The following is a 21309-nucleotide window of genomic DNA, read 5'->3' on the forward strand; positions in this document are numbered from 1 at the left end:
CCATCGTGCGCCATGAGAGATCAATCCGCTTGTGAATCCTCCCTTTTGCGGCGGGTGTCGCCGGGCACACGCACGGGGCGGGCGTTCTCCCGTTTCCTGGACAGCCCGGCGGCGCTGACCGACAATCACCAGGGTGACGTCGTCCTTCGAGTACCCCACGCACCCCGCGAGGCTGTCCGACGCGGAGCGCGACAAGGCGCTCAAGGCGCTGCGCGACGGCGTGGCGACGGGCCGGCTGTCCCACGACACGTTCCTCCACCGCATGGAGCTCGCGCTGGCCGCCCGCCGCGCGGACGAGCTGGCGGTGCTCACGGCCGACCTGCCCACGGAGGGCCGCCTCTCGCGTCTGGTCCTCGGCACCGTCGAGGCCGTCTCCGGGTTCACCGTCCGGCTGCGCAGGGCCTGGCAGGCCGAGCGGTTGCCCAAGCTGCTGCTGCCCCACCCGGCGACCGGGCATCCCCTGCGCATAGGGCGCGATCCCGCGAGCGGGCTGCGCCTCAACCACGAGACGGTCTCCCGCGTGCACGCGGAGCTGCGCCGCCAGGGCGGCATGTGGATCCTGCGGGACCTCGGCTCCACCAACGGCACGACGGTCAACGGGCGCCGGGTGGTCGGCGCGGCCGTCGTCCGCGAGGGCGACCAGATCGGCTTCGGGCACATGATGTTCCGCCTGGCGGCGCGCTGAGGGCGACGGCTGCCGCGCCGGACCGGTGCGCACCGCTGCCGCCCATGAGCCGACGTGGCAGGGCGGGGCCGAGCACCCCCGCGCCGGACCGCCCGGCCACATCGCCGGGCGGTCGGGTGCGCTGCGCACCGCCGGGCCGTCGCACCAGCCGGCGCGGGCCGCCGACCACGACCCGGCGGGCACGCTGCCCGTGCCGGACCGGCTCCTCGGCGAGCGCTGCGCCGACCACCGCGACGGCTGCGGCGCCTGCCTCGATACCCGGCGTCCGCCGGGCCGGGTACCGGCGCGCGGCGTCCTCGCCGCCCGCGATCCGGCCGGGCGGCTCGGCGGCGCGTGCTCCCGTTCGGGTGAGCCGGGGTGGAGTGCGGGGGCCGCCGTGCCGATGCATCGGGCATGACGTACACCTCAGCGACAGCGGTACGGGGCGCGCTGCTGGCGGCGGTCGCCCTCCTCGCCTGCGCCGCACCCGCCCCGGCGGCCACGGACGGTGCCTCCGTACCGGACAACTGGCTCTTCCTCACGGTCGGTCCCGGTGAGACCCGGACCACCGACGCCCAGGGCATCCTGCTGCTGTGCGACGACCCGCCCCAGGGCCACTCGCGCGCCGCCGAGGCCTGCGCCGAGCTCGCCGCGACGGACGGGCGCATCGACGGCATCCCGACGAAGAACGACGTCTTCTGCCCGATGGTCCACGCCCCGGTGACCGCCCACGCGCGCGGCGAGTGGCGCGGGCGGCCCGTCGAGTACACACAGACCTTCCCGAACCGGTGCGTGATGGCGGCCCGGACCGGCGCGGTCTTCGCGCTGGACGGGGCGTAGCGCCCCCTCCGCCCGCGGGGGGACCGCTCAAGCCGCCCGCTCGCGGGCGTGCAGCGCCACCGCCACCACCGTGCGCGACTGGTGCTCGACCTGGTGCTCCACCGGCACCCAGCGGGCGCGGAAGCGTGCGGCGAAGGCGTCGCTCCACAGCGCGACCAGGCGTTCCAGACGCGCCGCGGCGTGCTCGTCGCTCTCCCGCAGCGCCCGCAGCGACATCGCCGCCGCCCGCAACGGCACCCGGCGCGCGAACGCGTCCACACTGCCGACGTAGGCACGGGTGCCGTCGGCGGGCGGCGTGCCGATCAGGTCGGCGGCCAGTCCCGGCACCAGCTCCAGTCCCCAGGTGGCCGCCCTCAGCAGGGGGCCCTCGGCCTCCCCGGGCCGGGGGCGTGCCTCCTCCAGCACGCGGCGCACCTCGGTCGCGTCCCGCAGCAGCCGGTGCGCGAGCCGCCGCATCTCCCTCGCCGGGGCCGGATGCGGCGCCGGGTCGTCGACCAGGTCGCTGGCCCACATCGGCACCTCGACCACCGCGGTCAGACCGCCGTACCGGTGGGTGCGGTACCAGGTGCTGTGCCGGGCGTCGTCCGGCAGGCTCGGATACGCCGGTCCCGCCTCGGGTGCGGGCATCACGTGCACGCCGGGCCCCGACGCAGGCCAGCCCGCCGCGTCCGAGGCGCCGGTCTCCACCGGGATGTGCAGCTGCGCCGCCGACTTGGCGAAGGGCTCGGCCAGACCCGGCACGTCCCGGGTGAGCTGCACCCAGCTGCCGCCCAGGTCGGTGCCGTGCAGCGACACCTGGAGGTAGGGGCGCAGTTCGTCGATGACGTCGGTCAGGGCCCGCGTCTCGGGCGGCAGCCGGTCGGGCGGCACCACCGACGGAGCCCACTCGGGCTGCTCGGGGGCCGCGGGACGGAAGAAGCCGAGGTGGTAGTCGTACAGGCTGCGCGGTGCGGGCGTCACGTGCAGGCTCGCCCCGTCCGGATCCGCGCAGAGCAGGAAGTGCCAGGACGTCCCGTCCCGCAGCGCCCGCTCCTCCAGCACCCGCCGGGCGAGCGCGAGCAGGGTGCCGCCGCCGGTCGGCTCGTTGGCGTGGGCGCCCGCGACCACCAGGACGGCCCGCCGGGCGCCGCCCACCGACAGCAGGTGCAGGGGCCTGCCCGCGCGGGAGAGCCCCACCTGCCGCAGCACGCACAGGCCGGGCCGGTCGGCGGCCAGCGCACGGGCGGAGCGGACCACTTCGGCCACCGTCGGATAGCGCAGCTCCGGCAGCGGACTCACCCCCCGTCACGCATCCGCCCGACTCCGCATCCGCAGTACCCCACGGCCACGAGGTGCTGTCAAGGGTGCGGCGGGGCAGCCCGGGGAGGCACCCGGGGGCACACACGACCGGGCCGGCGCGCGGCGCGCCCGCCGGAGTGCCGCGCGGGCCGTGCCCGCCGCGGTGCGGCGCCCTACGCGGTACGTCGGCGCCACTGCCGGTGCGGTCCGCGACGAGGCGGGACGGGGAAAACCTTCGTACCGCCGGGACCCGGAACACCTTTGTCGTGCGGGACCCGGAACTCCTTCCTCCCACTACCGGGACCCGGAACTCCTTCGTCCCGCCGCGACCCGGAACACCCCCGCCGGCCACGTTCGGGACCGCGGGACGGGGGTGGGCGTGGAGGGCGGTGTCGGACGGCAGGGCGTCGACGGCCGACGACCCGTCGGCCATCGACCCTCGACGAACCGTCTCCGCGACGTGCGGGCCGACCGGGTGCGCGCCCGGCACCCGTCCGTCACCCGCCTGGGCGACCACCTTCACCGGGCCACCCCGCCCGTGCGCCAGGCCCTTCACGGCCGCTGTCGGTCGCGGCGCGCCGACCTTCCTCGCACACCCCGTCTCACACCCCCGTGCGCGCCACCGCGCCGCGGTTCATGATCCGCCGACCCGCTCCAGCAGGGCCACCGGCAGCCGCTCGAAGAGCTCCGCCGCGTGTGCGCGCCCCGTGAATTGGCGCCCCGGTGTCAGCACGTCGTTCCAGCGGCCCGGTGGCAGCGCGAGCGTCGTCTCCCGCCAGCCGCCCGCCTCCGCCAGCCGCAGCGACAGCCGGGTCACCGCGGTGATCACCTGCCCGGAGCGCGCGAACGCCACGCAGTGCGCCGCCGCGGGCCCCTCGGCGGCCAGCGGGTCGTACGACGCCGTGTCGCCGAACGCGTCCGGCCGCCGCGCCCGCAGCACCAACGCGGCCCGCGTCACCGCCTCCTTGCCGCCTCCGCTCCAATTCCCGTCGTCCTCCCCGCCCTCCGCGCGGGCTGCGGCCGACCCGGCGGGGAAGGGCACCGCGCGCCGGTTGTCCGGGTCCACCAGCGCCCGGTACTCCCTCTCCGTGCCCTGGTAGACGTCGGGCACCCCGGGCATCGTCAGGTGGAGCAGGGCCGTGCCCAGCACGTTGGCCCGGATGTGCGGCTCCAGCTCGCGGCGGAAGGCCGCCACATGCCCGCCCGGCGCCCCGCAGGGCCCCGCCGACACGAACCGGGCCACCGCCTCCTCGTACGGCGGCTCCTGCTCGGTCCAGCTGGTGTAGAGCCCCGCCTCGCGCACGTGCTTCAGCAGGGCCCCCTGCACCCGCTCCTCCTGGGCCGGGCCCAGCCCGAACACCGTCTGCCAGGCCGCCCACGCCAGCTGTGCGTCCGGCACACCGTCGCCGGTGCGCGTGACCTCCGCCAGGACGTCCGCCCAGCGCCGCGGGCACTCGGTCAGCACGTGCAGCGCCGCACGCACGTCGGCGCTGCGCTTGGTGTCGTGGGTCGAGACGACCGTCCCGGTGGCCGGCCAGTCGCGCTGCACCCGGGTGCAGTACGCGTGGAACCGCTCCGGGGACACGGCCGGGCTGCCGGGGTCGCCGCCCACCTCGTTCGCCGACAGCAGCGGCACATAGCGGTAGAACGCCGTGTCCTCCACGGACTTGGCCCGCAGCGCCGACGCCGTCTGCGCAAACCGCGTACGGAACTCCACGTGCCCCGGCCCGTCGCCGTACCGCCCGAGGACCAGGTCCCGTACGACGTCCACCGCCCCGGCCTCCTCGGGCACGGCGAAGGCGAGCCTGGCCTCGTCCGCGGCCCCCTCGGTGACCACACCGGCCGCGTCGACGGAGGCGTAGGGCCGGTACACCTCGAGCCGGACCAGCAGCTCCTGGAGCGCGGTGCGCAGCGCCCAGGGCGCCCGGTCGCGCAGCGCGGGCTCCGGGGAGGTGGCGCACAGGCGGCTCGCCACGCGGGTCAGCCGGTCGACCTCGGTGGCCAGCTCGTGCGTGAGCACCTTGTAGGCGGCGCGCCGCGCGGTGGCCTCCCACTCGCCGCCCCGGTCCGTCTGCGGGGCGGCGAAGCGCCGGTACTGGCCGAGCAGCTCCCCGAAGCCGGCCGGGTCCGTGAACAGGCCGTCCACGTGCCGCAGGGCGTCGTAGCCGGTGGTGCCCGCGACCGGCCAGGAGGCGGGCAGCGGCTCGCCGTCGGAGAGGATCTTCTCCACCACCGTCCACCGCCCGCCGGTCGCCCCCTGCAGCCGCCGCAAGTAACCGTCGGGGTCGGCGAGCCCGTCGGGATGGTCCACGCGCAGCCCGTCGACCACGCCCTCGCGCAGCAGCGCGAGGATCTTGGCGTGGGTGGCGTCGAACACCTCCGGGTCCTCCACCCGCACCCCGATGAGCTCGGAGATGCTGAAGAACCGCCGGTAGTTGAGCTCGGTCCGGGCCAGCCGCCACCAGACGGGGCGGTACCACTGCGCGTCCAGCAGCTGCGGCAGCGGCAGCTCCTCGGTGCCCTCGCGCAGCGGGAAGGCGTGGTCGTAGTAGCGCAGCACGTCGCCGTCGGCCTCGAGCCGGCCGATCTCCGTGCCGAGCGGGCCGCCGAGCACCGGCAGCAGCACCTGGCCGCCCTGTGCCTCCCAGTCGATGTCGAACCACCGCGCGTGGGGCGAGGCGGGGCCCTCCCGCAGCACCTCCCACAGGGCGCGGTTGTGCCGCGGTGACATCGCCATGTGGTTGGGCACGATGTCCACGATCAGTCCGAGGCCGTGCTCCCGCGCGGTGCGGGACAGGGCCCGCAGCCCGTCCTCGCCGCCCAGCTCCTCGCGCACGCGCGTGGGGTCCGTCACGTCGTAGCCGTGCGCGGAGCCGGGCACGGCCTCCAGGACGGGGGACAGGTGCAGGTGGGAGACACCGAGCGAGGCCAGGTACGGCACGGCGGCCGCCGCGGCCCCGAACGGGAAGCCGGGTTGCAGTTGCAGCCGGTACGTGGCCGTGGGCACCACCGGGTCGGGTCGCTCAGGGGTCATGGAGACGTACGTACCCGCCCTGCCGCCTTTCGTGTCATCGCCGGGCCCGGCGGGGCCGCCCGTCGCCCGGACGGGTGGCCCCCGGATGCGGTCACACCGGCCGCTGGAGCACCGTCATGCTCCGGTCGGTCAGGGTCAGGCGGTCGCCGGCCCCGACCTTGGTGCCGGTGCCCGGCGGCACGCCGTCCGCGCGGGTGGTGTCGACCACCACCTGCCACTGGCGGCCGTGGTTGACCGGCACAAGGAACTCCATCGGCTCGGGTGAGGCGTTGAACATCAGCAGGAACGAGTCGTCCGTGATGCGCTCCCCGCGCTGGCCGGGCTCCGAGATCGCGTTGCCGTTGAGGAACACGGTCAGCGCGGAGGCCTGGGCGGAGTCCCAGTCCGCCTGCGTCATCTCGGCGCCCTCGGGGGTGAACCAGGCAATGTCGGACAGCTCGTCGTGGGTGCCCTCGACGGGCCGGCCGTGGAAGAAGCGGCGCCTGCGGAAGACCGGGTGGTCCTTGCGCAGCCACACCATCGCGCGGGTGAAGCGCAGCAACTGCCTCCGGGTGTCCTCCTCGGCGGAGTCCTCGCCGTCCTCGTCCGGCTCGGGCCAGTCCAGCCAGGCCAGCTCGTTGTCCTGGCAGTAGGCGTTGTTGTTGCCGTGCTGGGTGCGGGCGACCTCGTCGCCGTGGCTGATCATCGGCACGCCCTGGGACAGCATCAGCGTCGCGATGAAGTTCCGCATCTGCCGGGCGCGCAGCCGCAGCACCTCCGGGTCGTCGGTATCGCCCTCGACCCCGCAGTTCCAGGACCGGTTGTGGCTCTCGCCGTCGCGGTTGTCCTCGCCGTTGGCCTCGTTGTGCTTGTCGTTGTAGGACACCAGGTCGTGCAGCGTGAAGCCGTCGTGGCAGGTCACGAAGTTGATCGAGGCGAGCGGCCGGCGCCCGTCGTCCTGGTACAGGTCGGAGGAGCCGGTCAGCCGGGAGGCGAATTCCGCGAGAGCGCGCGGCTCGCCCCGCCACAGGTCGCGCACGGTGTCGCGGTACTTCCCGTTCCACTCGGTCCACAGCGGCGGGAAGTTGCCCACCTGGTAGCCGCCCTCGCCGACGTCCCACGGCTCGGCGATCAACTTGACCTGGGAGACCACCGGGTCCTGCTGCACCAGGTCGAAGAACGACGACAGCCGGTCCACCTCGTGGAACTGCCTGGCCAGGGTCGCGGCGAGGTCGAAGCGGAACCCGTCGACGTGCATCTCGGTGACCCAGTAGCGCAACGAGTCCATGATCAGCTGGAGCACGTGCGGGGACCGCATGAGCAGCGAGTTCCCGGTCCCTGTCGTGTCCATGTAGTAGCGGGGGTCGTCCGTCAGCCGGTAGTAGCGCGGGTTGTCCAGGCCCTTGAAGGAGAGCGTGGGGCCCAGGTGGTTGCCCTCGGCGGTGTGGTTGTAGACCACGTCGAGGATCACCTCGATGCCCGCCTCGTGCAGCGCCTTCACCGCCGACTTGAACTCCAGCACCTGCTGGCCGCGGTCGCCCCAGGACGCGTAGGCGTTGTGCGGGGCGAAGAAGCCGATCGTGTTGTAGCCCCAGTAGTTGTTCAGGCCCATGTCCACCAGGCGGTGGTCGTTCACGAACTGGTGCACGGGCATCAGCTCCAGCGCGGTCACCCCGAGCTCGGCCAGGTGCTCGATCACCGCCGGGTGCGCGAGGCCCGCGTAGGTGCCGCGCAGCTCCTCGGGCAGCCCCGGGTGGCGCATGGTGAGGCCCTTGACGTGCGCCTCGTAGATCACCGTGTGGTGGTACTCCGTGCGGGGGCGCCGGTCGTCGCCCCAGTCGAAGTAGGGGTTGACCACGACCGACGTCATCGTGTGCGGCGCCGAGTCCAGGTCGTTGCGCCTGTCGGGCGCGTCGAAGTGGTAGCCGTAGACCTCCTCGCCCCAGTCGATCGACCCGCTGATCGCACGCGCGTACGGGTCGAGCAGGAGTTTCGCGGAGTTGCAGCGCAGCCCGCGCTCGGGGGCGTACGGCCCGTGCACCCGGAAGCCGTAGCGCTGCCCGGGCATCACCCCGGGCACGTACGCGTGGCGCACGAACGCGTCGCTCTCGCGCAGCTCGATCGCCGTCTCGGAGCCGTCGTCGTGCAGCAGACACAGCTCTACTCGGTCCGCGGCCTCCGTGAAGACCGCGAAGTTGGTTCCGGCGCCGTCGTACGTGGCACCGAGCGGATACGCCTCGCCTGGCCAGACCTGCATGGATACGACTCTTTCAGGTGTGCGGCGCCGGTGGGGACGCCTTGGCTCCGAGTCTCCCCGAGTCTCCCCGAAAGTGCGGGAACCACCCCCGGACGCCTGCTCTTCTTCTGTGCACCGCTCGATAGGGAACATGTGTTCGCCTCAGGTGTCGTCCGCCGGGTGTGCCCGCCGTGGGTGGGGGACCGGCACAAGCACTACCCGGTGCGGCCGCTATGAATCCGCTCACTCGCGGGGGACCCTCCGGTGGGAACGGTGGTGAAGAAGGGGGAAGTTGGGGGACGACCCTGCCCATCGGGCTGCGTCGCGCACCGCTTGCGGAGTACTCTTCCTTGATCGTTGGGACGGGGATGCTCGGGGGAGCGGAAGGCGGTGCGCGGGTGGGCTCGGGAGGGCGGGAGCTGCCCCCTGGTGACGAGGGTCACGAGGGAAACTCCACGGATGTCCCGCCCGGCGCGGTGTCCCTGGCACGGCCGATGGACGCGGGCTCGATCGGCCCGGAACTGGACTGGGACGCCGACGCCTGGCGCGAGGTGCGCACCCGCGCCCAGCGGGCCGGCCGGGCCTACATCTGGCTGAACCTGGTCGAGCAGCGGCTGCGCGCCGTCGTGGCCGCCGTGCTGCGGCCGATCTACGAACCCGTGCACGGCGACGACTGGGTGGTCGCCGCCGCGGGTCCCGCCGGACAGGAGTGGGTGCAGCGCGCGGTCGCCGTCCGCGAGGTCAGCCGGCGCAAGGGCTACCTGCTCGACCCGGCCGACGACAACGTGCTGTCCTTCCTCACGCTGCCGCAGTTGCGGGAGCTGATGGTGCAGCACTGGCCGTGCTTCGAGCCGTACTTCGACGACCGCCGCGACGTCGAGCTCGCCCTGGACGAGCTGGAGGTGACCCGCAACGTCGTCTCCCGCAACCGGGCGCTGTCGGAAGCGGTGCTGAACCAGGCCGAGCGGGCCTCCGCGCGGCTGCTGGAGATGCTCGGCGCGGGCGGCGACGTCCCCTCCGCCCGCCGGCTGCCCGTGGACGCGGTCGAGGACCTGGTCGGCGACCGGTACGCCGACGTCGTCGCCGTCCACCCCGACCGGGTGCGACTGCTGCGCCAGTTCCCGGCCGAGGACATCTTCGGCGGTGCCCGGCGCCTGGACGCCCTCGGTATCGGCCTCAATCTGCTGGTGCAGAACTTCTCGGGGCGTCGGCTGGTGCGCCTGGCCGAGTCCGGCTGCCGGGTGCGGCTGCTGTTCCTCAACCCGGCCTCCAGCGCGGTCAAGCGCCGCGAGCGCGAACTCGGCATGAAGCGCGGGGAGCTGGGCCGCTCGGTGGAGATGAACATCCTTCACATGCGCCGCGTCCGCTCCCGGCTGCGCGACCCGGGAGCCTTCGAGATCCAGGTCTACGACGAGACCCCGCGCTGCACGGCCTACCTGGTCGACGGGGACGGGGCGGACGGCGTCGCCGTCGTGCAGAACTACCTGCGTCGCGCCCGGGGGATCGAGGCGCCGGTGCTGGTGTTGCGCAACGGGAACAAAGTGGTCAAACCGGGCGAGATCGAGGAGGGTGGACTGTTCCCCACCTACCGCGAGGAGTTCGAGCAGATGTGGTCGGATTCGCGGTCGGTGTCCTGAAAGCCCCTGATCCGCCAGGGTGTCGGGGCTGTCCCGGTCGGTGAGCGGAACGCGGTCCTCGGATTGTCAGTGGTGCGTGCGAAGGTGGGGACCACTGGGGGAACGCACCACACGGAATGGGGGGCAGCCCATGGGCTGGCATCGGGAGCTGCTGATCGGCTTCGACCTGGAGACGACGGGCACCGACCCGTGCGCGGCGCGCATCGTCACCGGCGCCGTGATCGAGGTCAGGGGCGGGGAGCCGATCGGTCGTCGTGAGTGGCTGGCCGACCCGGGCGTGCCGATCCCGGCGGACGCGGTCGCGGTGCACGGCATCAGCAGCGAGCGCGCCGCCACCGAGGGCAGACCGGCCGACCAGGTGGCCGACGCGATCGCCGGCGTCCTCACCGCCTACTGGAAGACCGGCGTGCCGGTGGTGGCGTACAACGCGGCCTTCGATCTGAGCCTGCTCTCCGCCGAGCTGCGGCGGTACGGCCTGCCGTCCCTGCGCGACCGCCTGGGCGGCACGGACCCGGCCCCGGTCATCGACCCGTACACGATCGACCGCTCCGTCGACCGCTACCGGCGCGGCAAGCGCAACCTCGAGGCGGTCTGCGCGGAGTACGGCGTCGTGCTGGACTCGGCCCACGACGCCACGGCGGACGCCCTGGCCGCGGCCCGGCTGGCCTGCGCGATAGCCGTCCGTCACCCCAAGGTCGCGGCCCTCGGCCCGGCGGAGCTGCACCGCCGGCAGATCCAGTGGCACGCCGCGTGGGCGGCGGACTTCCAGGACTTCCTGCGCCGCAAGGGCGACGCCACCGCCCGGATCGACGGTGCGTGGCCCCTGCGGGAACCGGCGGACGAGCGGGTCTGAGCACGGGCGCCCCCGCCGGGGCGGGCCCGGCCCACCGATCGGCGGCGGGAAGCGGATCCTCACCGGACGACCGGTGACCGACGCTCCGTCAGCAGATGAGCCCGACGCTCACCGGAGGCGGACGCCTCTTCGTCGCCCGGACTCGTACGGCAGGTCGGAGCCGATGGCAGCCGCCGACCGCGCGGGCGCGGGGGTCCGGTCAGAACGGGTACCAGCGGACCGTCTCGTCGCCCTCGCGCAGGGACGCCACCCGGCGTTCGAACTCCGCGCGGGCCTTCGGGTTCGTCGGGGCGTGCTGGGCGACCCAGGCGCAACTGGCGGTCTCCCGGGCGCCGCGCAGCACCGAGCAGCCCTCCCAGGCGCGCACGTCCCAGCCGTAGGTCTCGGTGAAGGAGGCGTACGCCTCGTCCGGCAGCCCGTAGCGGTCGTGGGACAGGGCGAGCACCACCAGGTCGTGCTCGCGCAGATCGGTGGAGAAGGTCTCCAGGTCCACGAGGACCGGGCCGTCGGGCCCGACGTGCACGTTCCGGGGCAGCGCGTCCCCGTGCACCGGCCCGGGCGTCAGATGGGGCGTCAGGGCGGCTGCGGCCGACGCGAGACAGTCGCGCCGCTCGCGCAGATACGCCGCGTCCGCCGGGTCGATCGCGTCGCCGGCGAGCCGCAGCCAGCGTTCCACGCCGCCCAGCAGATCGCGGGGCGGAAGCGCGAACGGGGCAGCGGGCAGCGCGTGGACGATCCTCAGCAGCGCGGCCAGGTCCCGCGGCTCGGCGGCCCGCACCGGATCGGGCAGCCGGTGCCACACCGTCACGGGGTGGCCCTCGACCAGCAGTGCCTCGGGCCCGGCCGCGCGCACCGCCGGTACGCCCTCCTCCGCCAGCCACCGCGCGATGCCCAGCTCGCGGCGGGCCCGGTCCAGCAACCCGGCGTCGCGGCCCACCTTGGCAACCAGGTCACCGGCGGTGAACACCGCGTTCTCCCCCAGGGCGAGCAGCCGCGCGTCCCGTGCCGCCGCACCGGGCAGCACGCCCGCCACGGCCAGCACGTCCCTCGCCCGCGCCTCGTCCATCCGCCCGCCTCCGTGTCCCGTCCGTGTGTGTCCGGGCCTGCCCGCGTCCGGGGCCTGCCCGCGTCCGGGCCGCGTCCCTGTCGGCATCGGCCCGGTCCGGTCCGGCCCGTCCGTCAGTCTCGCACCGCGGCCCGGGACGGCCCACGTCAGCCCCGTGCGCGACCGTCACTGGCCCGCCGGACCAGCCGGAGCGTGCGGCTCCCGGCCGTACGGCGGCCCGGGCCCGGTAAATACTTTGAGCGAGACGTATCGTCTCGCTCGCCTGGGGTCGGGGTCATGACCAGTCCCGCTCACATCGCGATGTTCTCCGACCGCCCGCCGGCTGAAGGAGATCCAGACCGGGACGGCCCGCGAGGGCGGCACCCGCAGGGGCGGCCGACCTGATCGAGGCGGAGCCGCCCGCCCGGCGGTGACCGCCGTGCGAGGGTCCCGGCGGAACACCGCCGGGACCCTCGCAAACGCGTGCCTCACCGGGTCAGACCGGCACCCGGTCATCCTCGTCGTCCCGTGCCTTCGGCGCCGCCACCGCCTCCGGCGACTCGTCGTGGGTCAGGTCGGGCATCCGGTGCAGCCACGTCGGCAGGTACCAGTTGCGCTCGCCCAGCAGCGCCATCACCGCGGGCAGCAGCACACCCCGGATGATCGTCGCGTCGATGAGCACCGCCGCCGCGAGGCCGACGCCCATCTGCTTCATCGACTGCATGGACAGCGTCCCGAAGATCGCGAACACGGCGACCATGATGACCGCGGCGCTGGTGACGACACCGGCCGTGGTGACCACGCCGTGCTGGATCGCGTCCCGCGTCGTGCGTCCCCGCAGGCGCGCCTCGCGGATACGGGACACCACGAACACGTGGTAGTCCATCGACAGGCCGAACAGGATCACGAAGAGGAACAGCGGCAGCCAGGTGATGATCGCGCCGACGCCCTCCGCGCCCACCAGGGACGCGCCCCAGCCGTGCTGGAAGACCGCCACGAGGATGCCGTACGCGGCGCCCACCGACAGCAGGTTCAGCACGATCGAGGTGATCGCGACGGTCAGCGAGCGGAAGGACAGCAGCATCAGCAGGAAGGCGAAGACCACCACGAAGGCGAACACCGGAACGACGGAGCCGACCAGTTGGTCGTTGAAGTCCTGCGAGCCGGCGACCTGCCCGGTGATCGGCGCCTCGACGCCGTCGACCGTGCCGAGCGTGGCCGGCCGCACCTCGTCACGCAGGATGTCCAGGCTCGCGCCCGCCCTGTCCTGGTCGGACCCGCCGACCAGCGGGACGTACACAAAGGCGATGTTCTCCTGGTCGTGCAGCTTGATCTCGACCGGGCCGCGCGAGGCGCCCGAACTGATCGCCCGCTCACGGAAGTCGGCGAGCGCGGACTTGACCTCGGGCGCGTTGATGTCCTCGGCCCTGACGACCACCTCGGCGGGCTCCGAGCCGCCCGGGAACGCCTCGTTGACCCGGTTGTACGTCTGCACGATCGGCAGCGAGTCGCCGAACTCCTGGTCCAGCGTGAGGTTCTGGGTCTTCATGCCGACCGCGGGCGCCGCGACCGCGAGCAGCGCGCCGGTCGCCACCACCACCGACAGCACCGGCCTGGCCAGCACCCGCTTCAGGACGGCCGTCCAGAACCGGCTGTCGTTGCCGCCGCCGGTGCGGCGCCGGCGCAGGAACGGCAGGCGGCCCTTCTCGACCCGCTCGCCCAGCAGCGAGAGCAGTGCGGGCAGCACGGTGACGGAACCGACCATGGCGACCGCCACGACCATCAGCGAGGCGAGACCCATCGCCTCGAACTCGGCGAGACCCGTGAACAGCATGCCCGCCATCGCCACGCACACCGTGACACCGGAGACGACGATCGCGCGGCCACTGGTCGCGGCGGCGATCCGCAGCGCGGTCTGCGCATCCCGGCCCGCCGCCCGCTCCTCCCGCTCACGGCGCAGATAGAAGAGGCAGTAGTCCACGCCGACGGCCAGACCGACCAGCAGCATCACGGAGTTGGCGGTCTCGCTCATCGGCTGGAGGTGGCTGACGAGGCCCATCAGACCCATCGTCGCCATGATCGCGGTGATCGCCAGCGCCACCGGCAGCAGCGCCGCCACCAGCGCGCCGAAAGCGATCAGCAGGATGCCGAGGGCCACCGGCACCGCGGAGTACTCGGCCTTCTTGAAGTCGTCGCCGAACGCGTCGTCGAACGTCTTCATCATGCTGGCGCCGCCGATCTCCTCGATCCGCAGCGACGTGTGGTCCTTCTGGACCTCCTCCACGGCCTTCAGCACCGGCTCGACCCGCTCGCCCGCGGTGTCCGCGTCGCCGCGCATGTCGAACTGGACCAGTGCGCTGCGCCCGTCCTTCGAGATCGTCCGGCTCTCGTACGGCGAGGACACGTCCGTGACCTCGCCGGTCCTCTCCACGGCCGCGACGACCGCGGTGACGGCCGACCGGAACTCGGCGTCGGTGGCCTTCCGGCCGTCGCCCTTCGCCTGGATCAGAACCGTCTCGCCGGCCGGCTCCTCGATCCCGGCGTCCTCGATGATGCGCGCGGCGGTGCGGGTCTCTCCCTTGAGCTGGTCGCTGTCGGCGACATCGACCCGGCCCGCGGCCGAACCCAGTCCCATCGCCAGCACCACGAACAGCACCCAGATGCCGACGGCCGCCCATCGGTGCCGGGCGCTCCAGCCACCGGCGCGGGCGGCGAGGCCCCGTACCCGCGAATCTCCGTTCCCCATGACGGGCTCGCTCCCTCGTGTGCGGCAGCGACCCCTGCCGCCACCTGTCGTTTCGAAGGTATGGGCCGGATAAACGCGTCTCGTCGTGCTGTCCGGTGAAGCTCGCGGGCCCGGACTCATCCCGTCGGCGCGCAGCCCCTCACTACTGGGGAGGACAGCGGGCCCTTACACCTATGGGGGCTCCTCAGGGCCGCTGATCAGGGTGCCCGCCCTGTTGACACACATTGTTGAATAAGTCACAGGTGCGTGTAGCGGTTGATCCGGGGGCAGCGCTTCCGCCAGAGTTTCGCGGAGTCCGTCGCGCGGACCCGGCCGTCGTGCCCACCCCCACGGGGCACGACGGCCGCCCTATGGTGTGCGCATGGTGACGACATACGCGGCGCTGCTGCGCGGCATCAACGTGGGCGGCAGCAAGAAGGTCCCGATGGCGGATCTGCGGGCGCTCATGGAGAGACTCGGCCATGCGCGCGTGCGCACGCACCTCCAGAGCGGCCAGGCGGTGTTCTCCTCGGACCACGGCGACGAGGAGTCCCTGGCGGCCGAACTCGCCGCGGCGATCGAGCGGCGCTTCGGCTTCGGGGTCGGCGTGATCGTGCGCGACCACGCCTATCTCCGGGCGGTCGTCGAGGCGTGCCCGTTCCCCGCCGCCGAGCTGGAGGCGAAGCAGCTGCACGTCACCTACTTCTCGGCGCCCGTCGACGCGGACCGCTTCGCGGAGATCGACCCGGCGACCCACCTGCCCGAGGAGTTCCGGCTGGGCGACCGCGCGCTGTACCTCTACGCGCCGAACGGCCTGGGCCGTTCCAAGCTCGCCGAGCAACTGGCCAGGCCCCGCGTCACCAAGGGCGTCGTCGCCACCACCCGCAACTGGAACACCGTCGTGAAACTCGTGGAGCTCACCGGTGACTGATCACACCCCCGCCGCGGACGCCGGCAACGGTCGTCGCCTGCTCTCCTCCCTCGCCGAGGAGCCCGCGTCGGCACCGGTCGGCAGGGTCGCGCGGACGCGGACCGTCCCGCTCGCGCCCGGTACCGTCCACCTGCGCCCGGTACCGTCCACCTGTCATGGGGAACCGACCACGACCGGCCGCCGCGCCCACCGCAGGTCGCTGTGGCGACGCACCGAGCGGGGCCGGCTCCTGTACTTCCCCCGGCGGACGCCCTTCCCCGGCCCGGCCGTCGAATTGGGCCACTGAAACAGCACGGAAGTGGCCCGGGACAGTGGGCCGCACCGCCTCTACGGTCGAGCGCATGACGAGCGCAACGCCCACCCGTGTCGACTGCTGGTTCGACCCCGCCTGCCCCTTCGCCTGGATCACCTCCCGCTGGCTGCTGGAGGTCGAGCACACCCGCCCGCTCGACCTGCGCTTCCACGTGATGAGCCTGTACCTGCACAACCTGGGCAACGACCTGCCCGACTGGTACCGGGACCTGGTCGACCGCTCCATCGGCCCGGTACGGGTCGCGGTCGCCGCCGCGGAACGCCACGGCGACAAGGTGCTGCGCGACCTGTACACCGCTCTCGGCTCGCGCATCCACGAGCGCGGCAACAAGGACTTCGACGCCGTGATCGCCGAGTCGCTCACCGAACTGGGCCTGCCCGCCGACCTCGCCGCCGCCGCGCACGACCCCGCTCACGACGAGGCGCTGCGCCGCAGCCACGAGGCGGGCGCCGAGAAGGACTCCGGCGCCTACGTGGGCACACCCACCCTCCACGTCGACGGGACGGTGTGGTTCGGGCCCGTCCTGCGGGCGATCCCGCGCGGCGACCGGGCGGCCGAGATCTTCGACAGCTTCCGCGTCCTGGCGGCCCACCCCGACTTCTTCGAGCTGAAGCGGACCCGCACGGGCGGGCTGTCCTACGACTGACTCCCGGGCCGGGGACGCCGTCAGGCCCCCACCGCCGCCAGCGCCGGCCGCAGTGCCTCGTCGTAGCGTTCCAGCAGGACCCGCGCCACCTCCGGGGACGGGCCCAGGACGTCGGCCAGGACGTCCGCCTCCGCCGCGCCGCGGGCGATGCGGTCGGGGAGGAAGCCGGGGGCCAGGACGTAGGGGGCGACGGCGACGCGTTCGCAGCCGAGGGCGCGGAGCTCGCGCACCGCCTGCTCGGTCGTGGGAAGGGATGCGGAGGCGAACGCAGGCCGCACGGCGCACCAACCGGTGTGCCGCCACTCCCGCGCGATGTCTGCGATCACTGCGATCGCCTCCGGGTCGGTGGACCCCGCCGAGGCCAGCACGACCCCGGTCGAGGACTTGTCGGCGGGCGTCAGGCCCGCCTCGTGCAGCCGGCGTTCCAGCGCCGCGAGCAGCAGCGGGGACGGGCCGAGGACGTCCGCCCGGCGGATGCGCAGCCGCGGCGGCGCGTCCGCCAGGACGGCCGGGATGTCGGCCTTGGCGTGGAAGGCACGGGTGAGCAGCAGGGGAAGGGCCACCACGTCGCGGACCCCCTCCGTCGCGAGCGACTCCAGCACCCCCTGCACCGACGGGACGTTGAAGTCCAGGAAGCCGGTCTCCACCCGCAGGTCCGGCCGCAGCGACCGGACCCGCCGCACCAGGGCGTGCACGGTCGCGGCGTGCCGCGGGTCGCGGCTGCCGTGGGCGACGACGAGAAGGACCGGTCGCTTCATGGTGCGCCTCAGCTCTTCACCAGCAGACCGCGGCTGCGCAGCACCCACCGCTCCAGCGGACTGAAGATCAGCAGGTCGATGGCGATGCCGACGATCAGGATGAGCAGGATGGCCTCGAAGACCATGGCCATGTCGCTGGCGTTGCGGCCGTTCTCCAGCAGCTGGCCGAGGCCCACGCCGAGGTCCGGAAAGGACGCGATGATCTCCGCGGCCATCAGCGAACGCCAGGAGAACGCCCAGCCCTGCTTCAGACCGGCGACGTAACCGGGCAGGGCGGCCGGGAGCACGATGTGCCAGGTGCCCTTCAGTCCCGTTGCGCCCAGCGTGCGTCCCGCCCGCAGGAACAGCGGCGGCACCTGGTCGACGCCGGAGACCAGGCCGTTGGCGATCGAGGGGACCGCGCCGAGCAGGATCACCGCGTACATCATCTGGTTGTTCAGGCCCAGCCAGATCACGGCCGGCGGCACCCAGGCGACCGAGGGCAGCGACTGCAGTCCGGACAGGATCGGCCCGATGGCCGCGCGCACGAACTTGACCCGCGCCACCAGCAGCCCCAGTGGGGTGCCGATCAGCAGGGCGAAGAAGAAGCCGAGCAGGCCGCGCGAGACGCTGGTCCAGATGTACCCCAGCAGCTCGCCCTCGAGCCAGGCCTGCCGCACGACGTCCCACACCGCACCCGGCGAGGGGAGCTTGGTCGGATCGTCGACGATCTCGAAAGAGACCAGTGCCTGCCACACGGCCAGCACCAGCGCGATGGCGAGGACGGGCGGCAGGATCTTCTCGGTGAAGGTCTGCCGGAACGGCGTGCGGCTCTGCTGCACCGTCTCCAGTGCGTCCAGGCCCGCCTCCAGGCCGGCGAGGTCGCCCCCGTCCTTGGCGGTCGTCTCAGTGCTGGCCATGACGGCGGATCTCCCCACGGAGTTCTTCGGTGATCTCGACGGACAGTTCCGCGACCGCGGTGTCCTCGATGCGGCGCGGATGCGGGATGCCGACCGTCCACTCCCGGGCGATCCGCCCGGGACGGGACGACAGCAGCACCACCCGCTGGGCGAGCCGCACCGCCTCGCGCACGTTGTGCGTGACGAACAGGACGGACAGCTGCGTCTCGCGCCAGATGCGGGTCAGCTCGTCGTGCAGCACGTCCCGCGTGATGGCGTCCAGCGCCGCGAACGGCTCGTCCATCAGCAGCAGCTTGCTCTCCTGGGCCAGCGCCCGGGCCAGCGCGACGCGCTGGCGCATGCCGCCGGACAGCTCGTGCACCCGCTTGCCGTACGCGCCCTTCAGCCGCACCAGTTCCAGCAGCTCCTCGGCGCGCGGGCGCCGCTCGGCCTTCGGAACGCCCCGCAGCTTCAGGGCCAGTTCGATGTTCTTGCCCGCGGTCAGCCACGGGAACAGCGCGTGCTCCTGGAACATCAGCGCCGGGCGGCCGTCCGTGGTGATCGCGCCGGCGCTCGGGCGGTCCAGGCCCGCCACCAGGTTGAGCAGCGTCGACTTGCCGCAGCCCGAGGCACCCAGGAGGGTGACGAACTCGCCGGGCGCGACGTCGAGGCTGATGTCGTCCAGCACGAGCTGCTGTCCGGCGGGGCCCGCGAACGACTTCGAGACGTGCTCGATCCGGGCGGCGTGCGTGGCCGCCTCGGTGCCGTCGGCGGCCTTGGCGAGGGTCGTGGCCATGGTCGTCACCTCCTGGGTAGGTTCGGGATCCGGCTTACTCGGCGCCGAGGCCGGCGTCGTCGACGGCAGGGGCGCCCTCGGCCTCGAGGACCTTGTTGAGGAGCGTGAGGTCGTAGATGCCCTTCAGGTCGGCCTGCTCGAGCAGACCCGCCTTGACGGCGTGCTGCGCCTGGGCGTCGAGGGTGGCGGCCAGCGGGTCGTCGGTGAACCGGATCGACTTCCACGCCGGGTCCAGCACCTCGGCGGGCAGCGCCTTGCCGGAGTCCGCCTCCAGCCGCTCGTTGGCGACGGCCCTGGCCTCCTCCGGATTGGCGTTGATCCACTTGTTGGTCTCGACGGACGCCCTCAGCACCGCCTCGACGGCCTTCGGGTGCTTCTCGAGGAACGCCTGCCGCACGATGATGTTCGTGATCACGAACTTGCCGTCCGGCCACAGCGATGCCTCGTCCAGCAGCACCTTGCCACCCTCGGCGACCAGCTTCGACGCGGTCGGCTCCGGCACCCAGGCGCCGTCGACCGAACCGGCCCGGTAGGCGTCCGGGGTCACCTTGTTGTCGCTGCGGACGACCGTCACATCGCCCTTGCCGCTCTGCGCGTCGACCTTCCAGCCCTGCCCGGCCGCCCAGTTGAGGAACGCCACGTCCTGCGTGTTGCCGTGCTGCGGCGTGGCGATCCGCTTGCCCTCGACGTCCTCGAGGGACTTCACCCTGTCCGGGTTCACCACGAGCTTCACGCCGCCGGAGGCCGAACCGCCGACGATACGCAGGTTCTTGCCGTCCGACCTGGTGTAGCCGTTGATGGCGGGCGACGGGCCGATGAAGCCGATGTCGATGGACCCGGCGTTGAGCGCCTCGATCTCCGAGGGCCCCGCGTTGAACACCGCGTAGTCGGCCCGGGTGCCGCCGAGCTCCTTCTGGAAGAAGCCCTTCTGGTTGCCCACCAGGGCGGTGCCGTGGGTCAGGTTGCCGAAGTAGCCGATCCTGACGGAGCCGAGTCCGTCGATCTTCTTCGCCCCGGCGGCGATCCTGGCGGTGTCGTCGTCCTTGGCCTGGGACCCGTAGCCGCAGGCGGCCAGGGCGAGCAGCGGAAGGACGGCTATGGCCGCGACGGTACGGCGCAGGGCGTTCGTGGCTGGCACGGGAGGTGTTCCTCTCGCAGGGCCCGGCGGTCACGGACTGTCAGGTCGTGGCCGGGAGATCGGCGGGTTTGCGTCTACGGCGGTGCGGGGTGAGGGCGCGCGAGCGGTGCGCGTACGTCAACGCGCACATCGGGCCACTCCGCCCTGCCCACTGCCCAGAGCCCCGCTGCCGACGCGACCGCCCTCCTTGGCGAACGTGGCGTAGAAGCCGGTGGAGTTCATGTTCAGAAGTCCCACCCGTCGTCCTCGGACTCGTCCTTGACCGGCTCCGGCGAGGCGAAGGACTCGCCGACCATGCCCGCGGTGAGTGTCGTGCCGTCGCTGGGGTCGATGAGGATGAACGAACCGGTGCGCCGCGAGTCCGCGTAGGAGTCGGCGGGCAGCGGTTCGGCGGTACGGATCTTCACCCGGCCGATGTCGTTGGCCACCAGCCGGCCCGGGTGCGGGTGCAGCGAGAGGTCGTCCAGCGTGAGCCGGGAGGGGATGTCCTTGACGATCGCCTTGACCGTGCGGGTGCCGTGCTTGAGCAGCACCCGGTGGCCGACGGTGAGCGGCTGGTCGGCGACATGGCAGACGGTGGCCTCGACGTCCTGCGTGGTCGTCGGGGCGTCCTTGGTCGGGACGATCAGGTCGCCGCGGGAGATGTCGATGTCGTCGGCCAGCAGCAGCGTCACCGACTGCGGCGTCCACGCGACGTCGACCGGCTCGCCCAGCAGGCCGATACCGGTGATGGTGGTCGTCCGGCCGGACGGCAGCACCGTCACCGGGTCGCCCACGCGGAAGGTGCCCGCGGCGATCTGGCCGGCGTAGCCCCGGTAGTCGGGGTGCTCGGCGCTCTGCGGGCGGATCACGTACTGCACCGGCAGGCGGGCGTGGCAGTGCGCCAGGTCGTGGCTGACCGGGACGGTCTCCAGGTGTTCCAGCACCGTCGCGCCGCCGTACCAGTCCATGTGCGCGGAGGGCTCCACCACGTTGTCGCCGGCGAGCGCCGAGATCGGGATCGCGGTGACCTCCGGGACGCCCAGCTCGGTCGCGTACGCGGTGAACTCCTCGGCGATCCGGGCGAAGACCTCCTCCCGGTAGTCGACCAGGTCCATCTTGTTCACGGCCAGCACGACGTGCGGGACACGCAGCAGCGCGGCGATGGCGGCGTGCCGGCGGGTCTGCTCGACGACGCCGTTGCGGGCGTCGACGAGGATCACGGTCAGCTCGGCCGTGGACGCCCCGGTGACCATGTTGCGCGTGTACTGCACGTGGCCGGGGGTGTCGGCCAGGATGAACCGGCGCCGCGGCGTGGCGAAGTAGCGGTAGGCCACGTCGATGGTGATGCCCTGCTCCCGCTCGGCCCGCAGGCCGTCGGTGAGCAGCGCCAGGTCGGGACCCTCCTGTCCGCGGCCGGCCGAGACCCGCTCCACGGCCTCCAGCTGGTCGGCGAGGACCGACTTGGAGTCGTGCAGCAGCCGGCCCACCAGGGTCGACTTGCCGTCGTCGACGGAACCGGCGGTGGCGAACCGCAGCAGGGTGGCCGAGAGCTCCCCGGTCGTGGTCGTGCTCATCT

The 21309-nt window shown here is 73.0% G+C and carries 18 protein-coding genes; 8 read left to right on the forward strand and 10 right to left on the reverse strand.

Translation table 11 applies throughout. The annotated features are described in order from the left end of the window. Positions 1 to 133 precede the first annotated feature (133 nt). From ACFYOV_RS09190 to ACFYOV_RS09200, 3 genes are read left to right on the forward strand one after another with little or no spacing between them, the layout of a single operon-like run. A complete protein-coding gene (locus ACFYOV_RS09190; protein ID WP_389084809.1) occupies positions 134 to 685 on the forward strand; it encodes an FHA domain-containing protein in 552 nt (183 codons plus the stop codon). A gap of 25 nt (positions 686 to 710) precedes the next feature. Then, a complete protein-coding gene (locus tag ACFYOV_RS09195; RefSeq protein WP_389084812.1) occupies positions 711 to 1082 on the forward strand; it encodes a hypothetical protein in 372 nt (123 codons plus the stop codon). After that, positions 1079 to 1504: an SSI family serine proteinase inhibitor gene (locus ACFYOV_RS09200; RefSeq protein ID WP_389084814.1), complete on the forward strand. Its 426-nt coding sequence runs from the start codon at positions 1079 to 1081 to the stop codon at positions 1502 to 1504. Before ACFYOV_RS09195 ends, ACFYOV_RS09200 begins: the two co-directional genes overlap by 4 nt. A gap of 27 nt (positions 1505 to 1531) precedes the next feature. On the opposite strand, the gene ACFYOV_RS09205 is transcribed toward ACFYOV_RS09200, so the two are convergent. From ACFYOV_RS09205 to glgX, 3 genes are all read right to left on the reverse strand, one after another. Beyond that, positions 1532 to 2782: a M14 family zinc carboxypeptidase gene (locus ACFYOV_RS09205; RefSeq protein WP_389084816.1), complete on the reverse strand. Its 1251-nt coding sequence runs from the start codon at positions 2780 to 2782 to the stop codon at positions 1532 to 1534. A 634-nt stretch (positions 2783 to 3416) separates the two neighbouring features. Further along, the gene (gene treY / locus ACFYOV_RS09210) at positions 3417 to 5816 is read right to left on the reverse strand and encodes a malto-oligosyltrehalose synthase (protein ID WP_389084818.1); all 2400 of its coding nucleotides are present in this window, start codon (positions 5814 to 5816) and stop codon (positions 3417 to 3419) included. A gap of 91 nt (positions 5817 to 5907) precedes the next feature. Then, positions 5908 to 8052: a glycogen debranching protein GlgX gene (gene glgX, locus ACFYOV_RS09215; protein WP_389084820.1), complete on the reverse strand. Its 2145-nt coding sequence runs from the start codon at positions 8050 to 8052 to the stop codon at positions 5908 to 5910. 347 nt (positions 8053 to 8399) lie between these two features. Between glgX and ACFYOV_RS09220 the strand changes: the two genes are divergently transcribed. Both ACFYOV_RS09220 and ACFYOV_RS09225 read left to right on the forward strand, forming a co-directional pair. Further along, entirely contained in the window at positions 8400 to 9668 is a 1269-nt protein-coding gene (locus tag ACFYOV_RS09220; protein ID WP_389085603.1) for an SAV2148 family HEPN domain-containing protein, read from the forward strand. Positions 9669 to 9798: 130 nt separating this feature from the next. Further along, positions 9799 to 10521: a 3'-5' exonuclease gene (locus ACFYOV_RS09225; protein WP_389084823.1), complete on the forward strand. Its 723-nt coding sequence runs from the start codon at positions 9799 to 9801 to the stop codon at positions 10519 to 10521. A gap of 199 nt (positions 10522 to 10720) precedes the next feature. Here the strand turns inward: ACFYOV_RS09225 and ACFYOV_RS09230 are convergent, their stop codons facing one another. Both ACFYOV_RS09230 and ACFYOV_RS09235 read right to left on the reverse strand, forming a co-directional pair. After that, positions 10721 to 11587 (reverse strand): phosphotransferase enzyme family protein, encoded by an 867-nt coding sequence (locus ACFYOV_RS09230; RefSeq protein WP_389084825.1) that lies wholly within the window; start codon positions 11585 to 11587, stop codon positions 10721 to 10723. A gap of 475 nt (positions 11588 to 12062) precedes the next feature. After that, the gene (locus tag ACFYOV_RS09235; protein WP_389084827.1) at positions 12063 to 14312 is read right to left on the reverse strand and encodes an MMPL family transporter; all 2250 of its coding nucleotides are present in this window, start codon (positions 14310 to 14312) and stop codon (positions 12063 to 12065) included. Between the two features lie 361 nt (positions 14313 to 14673). Between ACFYOV_RS09235 and ACFYOV_RS09240 the strand changes: the two genes are divergently transcribed. The 3 genes from ACFYOV_RS09240 to ACFYOV_RS09250 are packed head-to-tail and all read left to right on the forward strand — an operon-like array spanning position 14674 to position 16181. Continuing rightward, complete coding sequence (locus tag ACFYOV_RS09240) at positions 14674 to 15222, forward strand: DUF1697 domain-containing protein (RefSeq protein ID WP_389084830.1); 549 nt, start codon at positions 14674 to 14676, stop codon at positions 15220 to 15222. Further along, the gene (locus tag ACFYOV_RS09245) at positions 15215 to 15508 is read left to right on the forward strand and encodes a hypothetical protein (RefSeq protein ID WP_389084832.1); all 294 of its coding nucleotides are present in this window, start codon (positions 15215 to 15217) and stop codon (positions 15506 to 15508) included. Before ACFYOV_RS09240 ends, ACFYOV_RS09245 begins: the two co-directional genes overlap by 8 nt. A 55-nt stretch (positions 15509 to 15563) precedes the next feature. After that, positions 15564 to 16181, forward strand: a complete 618-nt coding sequence (locus ACFYOV_RS09250; RefSeq protein WP_389084835.1) for a DsbA family protein — start codon at positions 15564 to 15566, stop codon at positions 16179 to 16181. Positions 16182 to 16201: 20 nt separating this feature from the next. Here ACFYOV_RS09250 and ACFYOV_RS09255 read toward each other — a convergent pair whose 3' ends face one another. From ACFYOV_RS09255 to ACFYOV_RS09275, 5 genes are all read right to left on the reverse strand, one after another. After that, a complete protein-coding gene (locus ACFYOV_RS09255; RefSeq protein ID WP_389084837.1) occupies positions 16202 to 16939 on the reverse strand; it encodes a sirohydrochlorin chelatase in 738 nt (245 codons plus the stop codon). 8 nt (positions 16940 to 16947) lie between these two features. Continuing rightward, entirely contained in the window at positions 16948 to 17838 is an 891-nt protein-coding gene (locus tag ACFYOV_RS09260; protein ID WP_389084840.1) for an ABC transporter permease, read from the reverse strand. Further along, positions 17825 to 18613 (reverse strand): ABC transporter ATP-binding protein, encoded by a 789-nt coding sequence (locus ACFYOV_RS09265; protein WP_389084842.1) that lies wholly within the window; start codon positions 18611 to 18613, stop codon positions 17825 to 17827. Before ACFYOV_RS09265 ends, ACFYOV_RS09260 begins: the two co-directional genes overlap by 14 nt. 34 nt (positions 18614 to 18647) lie before the next feature. Next, the gene (locus ACFYOV_RS09270; protein WP_389084844.1) at positions 18648 to 19751 is read right to left on the reverse strand and encodes an aliphatic sulfonate ABC transporter substrate-binding protein; all 1104 of its coding nucleotides are present in this window, start codon (positions 19749 to 19751) and stop codon (positions 18648 to 18650) included. Between the two features lie 224 nt (positions 19752 to 19975). Then, positions 19976 to 21307 carry a sulfate adenylyltransferase subunit 1 gene (locus ACFYOV_RS09275; RefSeq protein WP_389084846.1) on the reverse strand — a complete coding sequence of 444 codons (1332 nt, stop codon included), beginning with the start codon at positions 21305 to 21307 and terminating at the stop codon, positions 19976 to 19978. Positions 21308 to 21309: the final 2 nt, after the last annotated feature.

Source organism: Streptomyces sp. NPDC005931 (assembly GCF_042871235.1).
In the GTDB taxonomy this organism is placed as follows: domain Bacteria; phylum Actinomycetota; class Actinomycetes; order Streptomycetales; family Streptomycetaceae; genus Streptomyces.